Raw genomic sequence first — 13,892 nt, forward strand, 5'->3', positions numbered from 1 at the left:
TGTGGCAAATTAAGGCTGTTGGCCGTTGTCACGAACATCACGTCGGACAGGTCCAAGTCGATTTCGAGATAATGGTCATTGAACTTGTTGTTTTGTTCGGGATCGAGAACCTCAAGCAATGCAGACGCCGGATCACCGCGGAAATCCTGACCAAGCTTGTCGATTTCGTCGAGCAGGAACAGCGGGTTCATCGTCCCCGCTTTTTTCAAATTGGCCGCGACCTTACCCGGCATCGAACCAATATAGGTCCGGCGATGGCCACGAATCTCGGCCTCATCGCGCACGCCGCCAAGCGACTGGCGGATGAATTCACGCCCCGTTGCCTTGGCAATCGATTTGCCAAGCGATGTCTTACCCACGCCGGGGGGGCCGACGAGGCACAAGATTGGGCCTTTAAGCTTGTTGGTGCGTGCCTGTACCGCAAGATATTCAACGATGCGGTCCTTGACCTTTTCTAAAGCAAAATGGTCCTCATCAAGCACTTCCTGCGCCTTGGCGATATCGCGCTTCAGCTTGGACTTCTTGCCCCATGGTATGCCCAGCAGCGTGTCGAGATAATTGCGCACAACGGTCGCCTCGGCGGACATGGGTGCCATACCGCGCAGCTTTTTCAATTCGGCATTGGCTTTCGCCTTTGCTTCCTTGGATAGCTTCATCGTGTCGATCTTGTTCTGAATCTCGGCAACTTCGTCGCCGCCTTCGCCATCGTCATTGCCCAGCTCACGCTGGATGGCCTTCATCTGTTCGTTCAGATAATATTCGCGCTGAGTCTTTTCCATTTGGCGCTTCACGCGGCCACGGATTTTCTTTTCGACCTGCAATACGCCCAATTCGCCTTCCATGAAGGCGAACGCCATTTCCAACCGGCGAAGCGGATTCGCTTCAACCAGAAGCGATTGCTTATCCGACACCTTTAACTGGATATTGGCCGCAACGGCGTCCGCAAGCGCCGACGGCGTTTCGATTTCCGAAAGCTGCACTGCGGTTTCGGCGGGCATTTTCTTGTTGAGCTTCGAATAATTTTCAAACTGGTCAGCGACCGAACGCATCAGCGCAGTAGCTTCAGGACCTTCAGCATTTTGTTCGACAACGAGGGATACCGCAGCTTCGACATATTCGCTGCCATGCTCAACCAAATCGCGCAGCTGCGCGCGCTGCTTGCCTTCGACCAGAACGCGCACAGTACCGTCAGGCAGCTTTAGCAACTGCATAATCGTCGCGGTTACGCCGATATCGTACAAATCATCTTTGCCGGGATCATCCTCGGCAGGATCAAGCTGCGCGACAAGGAAAATTTCCTTGTTCGCCGCCATCGCTTTTTCCAGCGCGACGACCGACTTATCCCGACCCACAAACAAGGGAACAATCATACCGGGGAAAACAACGATATCGCGCAGTGGCAATAAAGGAAGGTTCAGATCCATAGATACTCCAACTGGGGTCGCGCAAAAATGCGGCACGCCCGTTGCCACTCAATATGAGCGCTCTGCGCATGCTTTCAATGCATCTGGTCCCCAAAAGCGCAATTTGCTGGGGAAAAAACGGGTTTACATGAAAATTGCGCCGATGTTGGCGGGATTAGAACGGCAGTTTGAATCCGGCAGGCAATGGCAGGCTGCTCGACATTTTACCCATTTCAGCATTGCTCGCGGCGTCCGCTTTTTCACGGGCGTCATTAAATGCTGCGGTAATAAGATCTTCCAGCATCGTTTTGTCAGCAGGAACGATCAGGCTGTCATCAATTGCCACATTCAGAATCCGGCCTTTTGCCGTTGCGCGGACTTTTACCAAACCGCCGCCCGACTGGCCTTCGACATGAATGGTGTCGAGCGTTGCTTGTGCTTGTTCCATTTGCTGCTGAATGCTTTGGGCAGCCTCTTGGGCTGCCTTGATCATGTCTTCCATGCTTTTCATGCGCTCTTACTCCATTTCATTTGCTGCTCGTCGCTGTCGAGCAGCTCCGCCTCCGGAAACGCAGCAAACGCCGCTTTGACCAGAGGTGACTCCAATATCATACGCTTTTCAGCGTCGACCTTCGCTTGCTCTTGCTCCAACAAGCTTGGTGCAGCCTCGCCAGCGCGCTCTTCAACGTCCCAGCGCGTGCCGGTCACCTTCGCCAGAGCGTCGCGCAGTTCCGCAACAAAACCGGGCGCAACGGGCCCGGCCAACTGATATGCCAATACCGGTGGCGCATATTCCACCAAACGGACAACATCGCGCAGGGTCATCTCCAGACCGACAAAACCCTCGCGCGCCAAACGATCCAAAAGTGCATGGAAATCCGTCGGCATTAACGTCTGCACTGTCGCGGACTGTGGAGTGTCGAGACTGGTAGGTGCAGAGGCCGGTGGCGCGGCAAAGCTGCCCTGCCCGATCATCTTGGCCAACTCACCGGGATCGGGAAGTGTCGCGGCATGAATAACGCGCAGCAGCGCCATGTCCGCAGCGTCGAGTGGCACTGATGCGCGCGCGACCTCTTCCTGCCCCTTCAGCAACAGCTGCCACAAACGGTGCAGGACTGGAAAGGACAGACGATCCGCATGTTCTTCCACCAATGCAGCGGCATCGGCATCCAAAGCGCCATCGCGCGGTGCGCCAACCTTTGCGAGCGTCAGCCGGTGCACTTCGGACAAAAGCCCGGCAAACATCGCCAACGGCTCTACGCCCAGATTATATTGACTGCGGGCTTCCGCCAGCATGCCCTGTGCATCGCCCGCCAATATAAGCCCAAACAACCGTCGGATTGCACCGCGATCCGACAGGCCAAGCATATCGCGCACTTGCGCAGCCGTAACCTTGCCGTCACCTTCCATGTCGGCATGGGCAATGGCTTGATCGAGTATCGACAGACCATCGCGTACGGAGCCCTCGGCAGCTTGGGCCACCAGTGTCAGCGCCTCAACCTCGGCCTCAACATGTTCTTTGGCAGCGATGCCCGCGAAATGCTCGGCCAATTTTGCGGTGGAAATACGCTTGAGATCGAACCGTTGGCACCGCGACAATACGGTAATCGGAACCTTATTCACTTCGGTCGTCGCAAACAGGAATTTGACGTGGCCGGGCGGCTCTTCAAGCGTCTTCAGCAACGCGTTAAACGCGTTTTTCGACAGCATATGAACTTCGTCGATGATGTAAATCTTGTAACGTGCCGACACGGCAGAATAGCGCACAGCCTCAATAATCTCACGCACGTCATCAACACCGGTGTGGCTTGCGGCATCCATTTCGATGACATCGATATGGCGGCCTTCGGCAATGGCCACACAAGGCTCGCAGGTGCCACAGGGATCAATCGTCGGGCCACCCTGCCCGTCCATACCAATGCAGTTCAGCGCCTTGGCAATCAGTCGCGCCGTTGATGTTTTACCGACACCGCGCACGCCAGTCATCAAAAACGCATGCGCCAACCGATCGCGCTTAATCGCATTGCCAAGCGTCTGCACCATCGCATCTTGGCCGATCAGCTCGGCAAAGGTCTGGGGACGGTATTTGCGGGCCAGTACGCGGTAGGCCGCGCCGCCGGTATTCGCCGGGACAGATGCGGGCGCTGATGGCGTGGGTGCGGCAGGCGCTGTCGGTTGCGCTACGGGCGGCAAATCCAAGCCAAGTCCCAAGGCATCATCGGGCATATCCGGGTCGCGTTCTGCGAATTCTGGGCGATTGGAATCGGGCATCATCGTTACGATAGGACGGTCACCGACCTTTGTCGAAGTTTTCTAAAACAAAAGGCGGGGAAAAGTAGGAGCCGGATGACCCGCAGCGAATTCGTTGTGGCTGCTTCCGTCAGGATCTGACCAGGTTGGCGAGTGCCACGTCCATCCGACTCCCACGCCGCATATGGCCGCGACATGGGCTAAATGCAAGTGGGGCGGGAACGAATGTCGGTTAACCATTTGTTTACCATAATTTCATACGCTTTGCCGGTCACAGCAGAAGAGGAAGCCATGGTCCAAGCACCCTCGCAGATAAAATCTTACCAACCATATGAAGACGCCGCACTGGAAGACCGCAGCGCGCCGCGCGTCCGGCTGGATATACCGGCGTCAATGCGGCCTTCAGGATCGCGTGGCTTTGCCGTCATCGTCCGTGATCTGTCGCTGTCCGGGGTCGCTTGTGAGGCATTGACGGCAATGAGCCCAGGCACGCGTGTCTGGTTAACGTTGCCGGGGCTCAGCGGGCTTCAGGCAAAAATTGTCTGGAACGATGGCACGATGGTTGGGTGCGCGTTCGACACGCTCTTAAACCCTGCAGTAATGCAGAATATCCTCGCCCGCTTTCCAATCGCTCACGCTTAAGCGTTTCGCAAATACCAATCATAGTCGATTGACGGGACCTGACCAAAATAGCGGTCCTGTTCGACGCGCTTGACGATTGTGAACATGTCCACAAAGCGGTCGCCCAGATATTCGCGCATCAGCTTTGACCCATGGAAGCGGTCAACCGCAGCGAACCAGTTGCTTGGCGGCTTATCATCGGCTGAACTGTCGCGGTCGTACCCATTGCCGACGACTGCGGGGCCGGGATCAATCTGGTTGACGATGCCATGATGGATGCCTGCAAGCACACCCGCAACGGCCAGATATGGGTTGGCATCAGCGCCGCATGCGCGGTGTTCGACATGACGGCTTGCCGCCGGGCCGGCCGGTATCCGGAAAGAAACGGTGCGGTTGTTGACGCCCCATGTTGGTGCAACGGGCGCATAGCTGTTCGCCTTAAACCGGCGGTAGCTGTTTGCATGCGGCGCAAAGAGGGCAAAACAATCGCCCACCGCTGAAATCATACCGCCAATGGCGTGGCGCAGCATTGGCGTGCCTTCGGGATCATCCGACGCAAACAGGTTTTTCCCGTCGGCATCGTTCATCGACACGTGAATATGCATGCCCGAGCCAGCTTGTTCAGCAAAGGGTTTCGCCATGAAGGTCGCTTCCAGACCATGTGCTTGCGCGACAGCCTTCACCACCCGTTTGTACATGATTGCATCATCGCACGCCCGCAACACGTCGGGCTTGTAACGCAAGGTCAGTTCGCACTGCCCCGGCGCAAATTCGGATATCGCGGATTCCAGTGGAAGCCCCTGAATATCGCAGGTTTCATACAGCTCATCAAAGAAAGGCCGAAAGTCGTCCAGTTCACGCAGGCCATAAACCTCAACCATTTGTGGTGTTTCGTGGCTATAATCGGGCCGCGCGGGGCGAATGGAACCGTCACGGGCACGCTTTGGATCCAACAGGTAAAATTCAAGCTCTACCGCCAATGCAGGGGTCAGACCCATTTCGGCAAAACGGTCAACGACCAAACCCAACACATGCCGCGAGTCCAGATCATGCGGCTGGCCATCCAGCTCATAAAAATCGACCATGAATTGCGCGGCATTGTCCCCCGCCCATGGCGTCCGCACGAGCGTTCCCGGGATTGGCTTCATTGAGCGATCAGCGTCGCCATCCTCCCAGACCAAACCTGTTTCAACGGTATCTTGTCCGGTGATGTCGACCACAGTGATGGAGCCTGGGAAAAAGCGGCCGATTTCATAGACCGATAGCACCTCATGCTGGCGCAGCCGCTTGCCGCGCGGCACGCCGCCCATGTCGGTGTAAATCATCTCGACAGAGTCAATATCAGGGTTCGCCGCAAAAAAGGCCTCAGCCTCGCTTCGTGCGGCGATGGTCGCAGATGACTTGGCCCGCTTAATCGTCATGACGTCACTTTCACTTACCCTGTTTAAGACGCTTGTAGCTCAGTCAGCGCATTGTTCAACTCAAACGCCAACCGATCGACCTGCGCCGTCGCCGTCGCGGGGCTGACGAGCATCATATTATGGAAAGGCGCCAGCAATATGCCGCGGTTGGCGAGGTATAAATGGATCGTGCTTTCCAACGCATGGTTCATCACGGCACGCGCCTCGCTGCCGTTACGCGGCGGCACAGCAGAGCATATCAATTCCACGCGGGCACCGACATGGCTGACATGCCAGTCAAGCTTGTGCGCCGCGATCACGCCATTCAATCCCGATACCAGCCGGTTAGTCGTCGCCAGCATATGGGCATAAGCACCCCGCGTAATGACCTGCCCCAACATCGCGTGCATAGCCGATATAGCGAGCGCATTAGCCGACAATGTTGTGCCGATGCCGCTATGCCCCGGCGGGCGCGACTGGTTCAGCGCTGCCATCTTTTTCGCGATTTCGTCCGTAAACCCATATACCGCACATGGTACGCCGCCGCCGATGGATTTCCCCACCACCATGATATCCGACTTTGGCCCATGGGTGTTACTGTGCCCGCCATAGCCCGAAGAAATGGTGTGGGTTTCATCAAGCACCAATATGGTGCCCGTTTCATCACACAACGCGCGCAACGTCTCCAAAAAGCCCGGCGCGTCTCGCACCATGCCGATATTGGTCATCAACGGCTCCGCGAGCACACATGCAATATCGCCGCCCCGCAATGCCGCCGTAAGTGCCTCCACATCGTTAAACTCGATCGCAACCGTGGTCGGCAGAAAATCCTGCACCTGTCCGATCAGGCTTGGCCGGTTGACCGCTTTGCCATCGCGCAGATCGACAAAAACATCATCGACCGCGCCATGGTAGCAGCCATTGAAGATCAAAATCTTGTCGCGTCCAGTCAAGCCACGGCACCAGCGAATGACGGCGCGATTTGCCTCGCTTGCCGTGGTCGTCACTTGCCATTGCGGCAGTCCGAACATCGCGGCGAGCATATCGCCCACGTCTGCACCCTTTGATGTGGGGAGCATATAGCTGAGTCCCTGCCCTGCTTGCCCGGTCAAGGCATCGACCAATGGCTGCGGCGAATGGCCAAACATGCTTGCGGTATCGCCAAGGCAGAAGTCATCAAAGACCTGCCCGTCAACACCCGTCAGCGTTGCTCCAGACGCCTGCTGAGCGACGATCGGGAATGGCGTGGACCAATCCAGCATCCAATGGAATGGAACGCCCTGAAACCAGCTTTTTGACGCTTGGGCATGCGCATGCGACTTTGGGTTCGCGGCAACAAACCGCGCAACCTCACGCGCGCGCATCATCTCTATCACGGCCCTTTCAATCACAGCCGGTCTCGCATCGCATAATAGAGCAGTCCAAGGGTTGCGAGCGGCTGTGCCAGCCACTTGCCGCCCGGGAACCGGCTGTGCGGCAGGCTGGCAAAAACATCGAACTGCGACATGGTGCCAAGCACAGCCTCAGCCATCACCTCGCCCGCGACCGTCGTAACCAACGCGCCATGACCGGAGAAGCCGTGCGCGTAGAAGACATTTCCCTTACGTCCCATATGCGGCAGCCGGTTCATCGTTACGCCCACGGCACCTCCCCATGCATAGTCGATCCTTGTCTGGGCAAGCGAGGGAAACACCTCCACCATATGCTTTCGAACAAATCCTGCAATGTCCGCTGGCGGGCGTCGGACATATTTTTCACCACCACCGAAAATCAGGCGCTTATCCGCGCTCAAACGGAAATAGTTCAAAACAAACCGGCTGTCCGCAACCGCCGCGTCACTGGGGAAAAGCTGGTCAGCATTGGGCAACGGTGCTGTCGCGATGTTATAGTTCATGATGGGGACAGTGTAGCGGCCCAGTTCCGGCGCAATATCCCCGGTCCAATTGTCGGTGGCGATGATCACGTGACGGGCGTTGAGCGATCCTGCCCCGGCCGCGATCTCGACATAACTGCCCCTGTCCAAAGGTGTTTGCGCAGCGGTATTTTCAAATATCAAAACACCTGCCGCCTTCGCGGCTTTCGCTAATCCAAGCGCATAGTTCAACGGATGGAAATGTCCGCCTTTGCTGTCATAAAGGCCGCCGTGATAATCACCGCCATTGATATGCTTGCTGATATCGGCAGGTCCGACAACATCGACTGAATCCCAGCCAAATTCGCGTGACAAGAATTCCGCCTCGCGCCGCATATCCTCGAAATGCCCGGGCTTATAGGCGGCTTCGAGATGACCCGATTTCAGATCGCATGGGATATCATGCTTGACGATGCGGTCATGCACGCGGGCACCAGCGCCCCATGCCAAATCGAATATCGCTTTCGCCCGCTCTCGCCCAAACGCCGCGTCGATTTCACGCATCGACCAACGCAGGCCGGGAATGAGCTGCCCGCCATTGCGGCCTGATGCACCAAAGCCGATGCTCTGCGCCTCAAGTAACGCGACTTTCAGCCCTTTTTCAGCGCAGGCTAATGCAGCAGACAGGCCGGTGAAGCCGCCGCCAATGACAGCAACGTCGCAATCCAAAGCATAATCGAGCGGGCGCTGCGTTTCCCAGCCATTGGCGGTCGCGCGGTAATAGCTGTCATTCAACCGATCAGGCATCACACCCTCAGCAACAAATGCTCGCGTTCCCAGCTTGATACCACCGATTGGTAATTGAATAATTCATAGTCTTTGATGGCGTAGAAAATGTCGAAAAACTCTTCGCCAATCACGTTGCGGACGGGCTTACACGCGCTGAAACGGTCCAGCGCCGCTTCCAAAGTCCGGGGGAGCGTGCGCGCACGATTATAGGCGCTGCCCGTGATCGCCTTTGCCGGGATCATGCGTTCCACCATGCCGATATAGCCACAGACCAAAGATGCGGACATCGCGAGATAGGGATTGGAATCTGCGCCGGGCAAACGGTTTTCAACGCGGCGATTGGCCTTGTCAGAAATCGGCACGCGGAAGCCGCAGCTGCGGTTATCTTCGCCCCACTGCACGTTAATCGGTGCTGCGCTGTCGGGGCGCATCCGGCGGAAGCTGTTCACGTTTGGCGCCCAAAGCGGTGATACTTGCGGCATGAACTTCACGAGGCCCGCGATGTAGCTCCGGAACAGCGCGCTGTCGCGGCCATTGGCGTTCGAAAACAAATTGCGGCCGGTTTCAGCATCCACCACCGATTGGTGCAGATGCATCGCGCTGCCCGGTTGGCCAGCCATCGGGTTGGCCATGAACGTGGCATAGACGCCATGTTGCTTGGCCACGGCGCGCACAACGCGTTTGAACAGAAATACTTGATCCGCAAGCTTCAGCGGGTCGCCGTGGATAAAGTTCACCTCAAGCTGGGCAGCGCCCATTTCGTGAATCATGGTGTCGATGTCGAGCCCCATCAATTCACAGTCATCATAGATGTGATCGATGATGTCTTCATATTCGTTCATCGCCTCAAGCCCATAAGGCTGGCTCGCCGTTTCCGCGCGTCCGCTTGACCCAGTTGGTGGAACCAACGGGAAATCAGGATCGACATTTTGGCTGACGAGATAAAATTCAACCTCGGGCGCAATGATGGGTTTCCACCCGCGGCTGGCGTAAAGGGCCAGAATTTTTTTTAATATCGTCCGGGGCGCGATTTCCACTTCAGTGCCATCGCCGTGTAGGACGTCCGCGATGACAAATGCGGTGGGCGATTTAAAACCGGGCGCAACGCAAATCGTGTCTGGATCAGCAATCAGGATTTTGTCCGGATCCTTGTCCCAAATATCTTCGATATCTTCGGGATAATGGCCGTCGATTGTGCAGATAAAGACGCTTCCGGGAATACGGAGCGATTTGTCGCGGACAGACGACAGGAATTTCTTGGCCGGCAATACTTTGCCGCGCTGCACGCCGTTAATGTCAGGAACGATGCATTCGACCTCGTCGATCTTATGCTCGGCTATCCAATTGGCGAGGTTTATAGTCATAAAACAATATGTGCGCAGACCGGCTTGAAAAGGTCAAGCCAGCCCGCGCACATCATGGAATTCAATTTACAGGTTTAGAAACCGTAGCTGAGCGAAAATACGACGCCAGCCGCGCTGTCTTTGAATGCAAACACCGAACGGCGGTTGGTGTCGACATAAGATGCGCCAAGTGTAAAGCCTGCAAAATTAGTCGTCAGACCAAGCGTCCAATCGAGCTTTTCACTGCCCGCGGTAAATGCGCCATCTTCAATGCCGATTGATGCAACGATCGAAATTGGTGAGTCAGGCAAATCAACTGACGCATTGGTAGCGACATAGACGTTGTCGGCGTTGCCGGTGTTGTCCTGGCTTGGAACATAGCTCAATTGCAAGCCAACGGTTGCTGGACCGATTGTCGAGCCAAGCTTACCGGTCAGTTCAAGATAGTTGAAGCTGGAGACGCCTGGATAGACATAATAAGTCGCACCGATGTCGTAGGTCAGTTCTTCACCGCCCGAAAAACCAGCATAAAGATCAACTTCAAGATCATCGCCCGCATTTTCGGAGAGATTTGAACCCCACACTCCCGCATAAAAGCCGGACTCATGCTTGACGGTCAAATATGGCTGAAGCGCAACGCCCTTGTCAGAAAGCGATACGCCGCGGAAACGATAGTCGGAAACCAAAGCGGCACCGCCCGAAACAGTGATTGGGCCGGAGGCTTCTTCTGCCGCCGCATCTTGGGCGAAAGCAGGAACCGAAATAGCCATCGCACTCATCGCGACGCTCATTGTTGCCAGCTTCAAAATGGATTTACGCATAAAATTACCCCCTTCTTAGGTGCACCAATAATTGCGCCGAAAGCGAGCGCATAGCCCTACATCCGGCAGATACCGTTCTGTCCCGCTAAATCTAAATGCCTGCGCAATACCAATGTTTATCGGCCCGCGTTTTATTGTGCAGGTGCACACAAACATCAAAACTTGCCGCAGGCAAGTCATTTTGTGTCAATGTCATTGTCCTTTTTACGCAATGTGACAAAACCGTCACAGTCCGACGCAGGATTGCGGTATCAGCGAGCGCAGCACAGGGTAACGCCCAGTTCGATTTTAAGCGATTAGTCAAACAGCCGCGGCGGGACGGTGCGGTTGACGACTTCACGCAATGCAAAGGCGGTTTCGATGCGCGCGACCCTTGGCAATCGGGCAATTTCCTGCCGGTGAATGAGCTCATAGTCCTCAATCGATGCGGCGCGCACAACGAGCAAATAATCATTCCGGCCGCTCATAAGGTGGCAGCGGATGGTCGACGGGCTTCCCACCACGGCGGCTTCAAATGCCGCCATGGCCTCTTCGCTTTGGCTATCGAGCGTGATGGTGACCATCACCGTTGCGCCAAGCCCAAGTTTGCGCAGATTCACATCCGCGCGATAGCCACGCAGGATCCCTTCATCTTCCAATGATTTCTGCCGACGTGCAGCCGCGCTTGGCGACAGGCCGGCAGCTTCGCCCAATTCCGCCTGCGTTGCCCGTCCATTCTGCACAAGCGCACCCAATAATTTCCGGTCCGTTCGATCAAGCTGCATAAATTCTTCGCCAATATAAATGATTTCGACAATTTTATGCACATATTCACGCAAAAAGGCGAATCTTTGCACAGTATCGTCATATCGAAGATGCTATTTCCGATACAGATAATTTTTCAGGAGTGAGATTATGCGTGTCGGCGTCCCCAGCGAAATCAAAGTGCATGAATATCGTGTCGGCTTAACCCCCGGCGCAGTTCGTGAATATGTCGCCCATGGCCATCAGGTTATGGTACAATCGGGCGCAGGTACGGGCATCATGGCCAGCGACGATGCCTATCGCGCAGCGGGTGCCGAAATCGCCACGACAGCCGCCGAAATCTTTGCTGGCTGCGACATGATCGTAAAGGTCAAGGAACCCCAGCCGAGCGAATGGGTCTTGCTGCGCCCCGGCCAGCTGTTGTTCACCTATCTCCACCTCGCCCCAGATCCTGAACAGGCCAAAGGCTTAATCGCCAGCGGTTGCACTGCAATTGCTTATGAAACCGTCACCGATGACAAGGGCACCCTGCCCCTGCTGGCGCCCATGAGCGAAGTCGCTGGCCGCTTGGCCATTGAGGCAGCCGGCGAAGCGATGCGGCGCAGCAAAGGCGGCGCAGGCATATTGCTTGGCGGTGTTCCCGGCGTTCCTGCCGGCCGCGTCACCGTGCTCGGCGGCGGCGTTGTTGGCACCCATGCCGCGCGTATGGCCGTTGGCCTCGGTGCGGAAGTCACCATCATCGACCGATCGATCCCGCGCCTGCGCCAGTTGGATGAGCTGTTCAACGGACGGGTGCGTACACGCTATTCCACACTGGAAACCATTGACCATGAAATCAGCATCGCCGACGCGGTGATTGGCGCCGTCCTTATTCCCGGCGCAAGTGCACCCAAGCTGGTGACCCGCGACATGTTGAAGCATATGAAGCCGGGGTCGGTTCTGGTTGATGTCGCGATTGACCAGGGCGGCTGCTTTGAAACCAGCCATGCCACCACCCATGCCGATCCAACCTATGTCGTTGATGGCATCATCCATTATTGCGTCGCCAATATGCCGGGCGCAGTGCCGCAAACCAGCGCAGCTGCGCTCAATAACGCGACATTGCCTTATGGCCTGGCGCTGGCAAGCAAGGGTACCGCCGCGCTCGATGGCAGCACAGAAACGGGTCGCGGCTTGCTCGCCGGTTTGAACGTGCATCGCGGCAAGGTGACAAGCAAAGCCGTCGCCGAAAGCCTTGGCCTTGATTTTGTCACGCCGGAATCCGCGCTCGCCGCGTGACTTGCGCAGGTTCAGGTGCTAACAGCACTGCATGGGCAAAGAGGGCAGAATAACGGCGCATCAAATCGCCGCGATGCTGGGGGTGTCACAACCAACAGTGTCGCGGGCGTTGCGCGGTGACAAAAAGGTAAATGAAGCCACGCGGGCGCGTATTGTCGCGCTCGCCAACGAACTCAATTACTCGGTCGATCACAACGCCCTTCGCCTGCGCACACAGCAAACCTATTCCATTGCGCTGGTTATTCTTTGCCGGCGCGGCGAGAATAAAGCGAACATCAATCCATTTTACCTGTCGCTGTTGGGCTGCATCGCGGCGTCCGCGTCTGAGCGCGGGTACAACCTGATCGTTTCGTTTCAGGATTCCCCAGCAAACTTCTTCGCCAATTACACCGGCAGCAGACAGGCAGACGGCTTGATTGTCATCGGCAGCGGCCAGAATATTGAAGGTTGGCAGTTTTTTGGCGAGTATGCGCGGCACAACACGCCGATGATCTGCTGGGGCGCAAGTAAAGAAGACCTAATTTCGATCAAGAGCGACAATGTGCAGGGTGCACGACTTGCCATTGAACATTTGCTGTCCAGTGGATGCAAGAAAATCGCCTATATTGGCCCCACAAACAGCGAACAGCCGCCATTTCAGGATCGGCTGACAACCTACATGGCGGTGATGGCGCAAAAGGGCATGCCGCCCATCTGCCCGCCGCTTCCCGAAAACGCGGTGCGCGAAGACCAGGGCTATGCAGCTATAAACGGCCTTATCCGCGACAAGATCGATTTTGACGGTCTGTTCTGCGCCAATGACTTCATTGCGCTGGGCGCAATGCGCGCGCTCGATGAACACCACATCGCCGTTGGCACCGATGTCCGCGTCATCGGCTTTGATGGCATTGCAACGGGCGCCTATGCGCAACCGCCGCTCACCACGATTGAGCAGGACTATGTTCAGGCCGGCGAAATGCTGGTGGAGGCTTTGATTGCCGTATTGAAGGGCGACACACCCGACATCGCCCCTGTGCCGGTTAAACTGCTGAAACGCGGAACCGCTTAAGCGCGGGCGACCGCCAAGATGATGGACGCAAATGATGCGCAGCGATAAAATCGCTCCATAACAATCGCTTATTGAGAAAAATGGTGGACAGGGCTGGATTCGAACCAGCGTACGGAAAACCGGGCAGATTTACAGTCTGCTGCCTTTAACCACTCGGCCACCTGTCCACTTCTTTGACGGGGCATTATGCCAAAGCATAAGGGCCGGTCCCGACGAAGAAGCAGCCCAATGGCGAAACGGCCCTTGCCTGTCAATGCCTCAAGTGGGAAAGGGGCCTATATCGTCTTCTTTTTCATCAACAGGTGTTTCAAATGTCTTCCCATAAGAGCCAGCGCCGCCGCGG

The 13,892-nt window shown here is 56.3% G+C and carries 12 protein-coding genes, 1 tRNA gene and 1 other RNA gene; 3 read left to right on the plus strand and 11 right to left on the minus strand.

Annotated features, from left to right (window positions below; all coding sequences use genetic code 11):
- The 4 genes from ACIQ5B_RS07270 to ffs form a co-directional block, all read right to left on the minus strand.
- On the minus strand, nucleotides 1–1,424 hold a 1,424-nt coding region (locus tag ACIQ5B_RS07270), incomplete at its 3' end, for an LON peptidase substrate-binding domain-containing protein (protein ID WP_397598432.1).
- A 154-nt stretch (nucleotides 1,425–1,578) separates the two neighbouring features.
- On the minus strand, nucleotides 1,579–1,914 hold the full coding sequence (locus ACIQ5B_RS07275; protein ID WP_183940302.1) for a YbaB/EbfC family nucleoid-associated protein: 336 nt from the start codon (nucleotides 1,912–1,914) through the stop codon (nucleotides 1,579–1,581).
- Complete coding sequence (locus ACIQ5B_RS07280; RefSeq protein WP_397598441.1) at nucleotides 1,911–3,674, minus strand: DNA polymerase III subunit gamma/tau; 1,764 nt, start codon at nucleotides 3,672–3,674, stop codon at nucleotides 1,911–1,913. The genes ACIQ5B_RS07275 and ACIQ5B_RS07280 overlap by 4 nt, the downstream gene beginning before the upstream one ends.
- A 61-nt stretch (nucleotides 3,675–3,735) precedes the next feature.
- Nucleotides 3,736–3,830: signal recognition particle sRNA small type (ffs, locus tag ACIQ5B_RS07285), an RNA gene on the minus strand.
- A 114-nt stretch (nucleotides 3,831–3,944) separates the two neighbouring features.
- Here ffs and ACIQ5B_RS07290 point away from each other — a divergent pair.
- Nucleotides 3,945–4,295 carry a PilZ domain-containing protein gene (locus tag ACIQ5B_RS07290; protein WP_397598433.1) on the plus strand — a complete coding sequence of 117 codons (351 nt, stop codon included), beginning with the start codon at nucleotides 3,945–3,947 and terminating at the stop codon, nucleotides 4,293–4,295.
- Here ACIQ5B_RS07290 and ACIQ5B_RS07295 read toward each other — a convergent pair.
- From ACIQ5B_RS07295 to ACIQ5B_RS07320, 6 genes are all read right to left on the minus strand, one after another.
- Nucleotides 4,292–5,695, minus strand: a complete 1,404-nt coding sequence (locus ACIQ5B_RS07295; RefSeq protein ID WP_397598434.1) for a glutamine synthetase family protein — start codon at nucleotides 5,693–5,695, stop codon at nucleotides 4,292–4,294. The two genes, ACIQ5B_RS07290 and ACIQ5B_RS07295, sit on opposite strands and share 4 nt — an antisense overlap.
- Before the next feature lie 23 nt (nucleotides 5,696–5,718).
- Nucleotides 5,719–7,041, minus strand: coding sequence for an aspartate aminotransferase family protein (locus ACIQ5B_RS07300; protein ID WP_397598442.1), 1,323 nt, complete (start codon nucleotides 7,039–7,041; stop codon nucleotides 5,719–5,721).
- A gap of 20 nt (nucleotides 7,042–7,061) precedes the next feature.
- Nucleotides 7,062–8,333, minus strand: coding sequence for an NAD(P)/FAD-dependent oxidoreductase (locus ACIQ5B_RS07305; RefSeq protein ID WP_397598435.1), 1,272 nt, complete (start codon nucleotides 8,331–8,333; stop codon nucleotides 7,062–7,064).
- Entirely contained in the window at nucleotides 8,333–9,679 is a 1,347-nt protein-coding gene (locus ACIQ5B_RS07310) for a glutamine synthetase family protein (RefSeq protein WP_397598436.1), read from the minus strand. The genes ACIQ5B_RS07305 and ACIQ5B_RS07310 overlap by 1 nt, the downstream gene beginning before the upstream one ends.
- Nucleotides 9,680–9,753: 74 nt before the next feature.
- The gene (locus ACIQ5B_RS07315) at nucleotides 9,754–10,479 is read right to left on the minus strand and encodes a TorF family putative porin (protein WP_397598437.1); all 726 of its coding nucleotides are present in this window, start codon (nucleotides 10,477–10,479) and stop codon (nucleotides 9,754–9,756) included.
- Between the two features lie 296 nt (nucleotides 10,480–10,775).
- The gene (locus tag ACIQ5B_RS07320; RefSeq protein WP_397598438.1) at nucleotides 10,776–11,285 is read right to left on the minus strand and encodes an Lrp/AsnC family transcriptional regulator; all 510 of its coding nucleotides are present in this window, start codon (nucleotides 11,283–11,285) and stop codon (nucleotides 10,776–10,778) included.
- Nucleotides 11,286–11,373: 88 nt separating this feature from the next.
- Here ACIQ5B_RS07320 and ald point away from each other — a divergent pair, with 88 nt between their 5' ends.
- Nucleotides 11,374–12,501 carry an alanine dehydrogenase gene (ald, locus tag ACIQ5B_RS07325; protein WP_397598439.1) on the plus strand — a complete coding sequence of 376 codons (1,128 nt, stop codon included), beginning with the start codon at nucleotides 11,374–11,376 and terminating at the stop codon, nucleotides 12,499–12,501.
- 31 nt (nucleotides 12,502–12,532) lie between these two features.
- Nucleotides 12,533–13,549, plus strand: coding sequence for a LacI family DNA-binding transcriptional regulator (locus tag ACIQ5B_RS07330; RefSeq protein WP_397598440.1), 1,017 nt, complete (start codon nucleotides 12,533–12,535; stop codon nucleotides 13,547–13,549).
- Between the two features lie 81 nt (nucleotides 13,550–13,630).
- On the opposite strand, the gene ACIQ5B_RS07335 is transcribed toward ACIQ5B_RS07330, so the two are convergent.
- Nucleotides 13,631–13,716, minus strand: a tRNA-Tyr gene (locus ACIQ5B_RS07335).
- Nucleotides 13,717–13,892 lie beyond the last annotated feature (176 nt).

This window comes from Sphingorhabdus sp., assembly GCF_044374345.1.
GTDB lineage: Bacteria > Pseudomonadota > Alphaproteobacteria > Sphingomonadales > Sphingomonadaceae > Sphingorhabdus_B.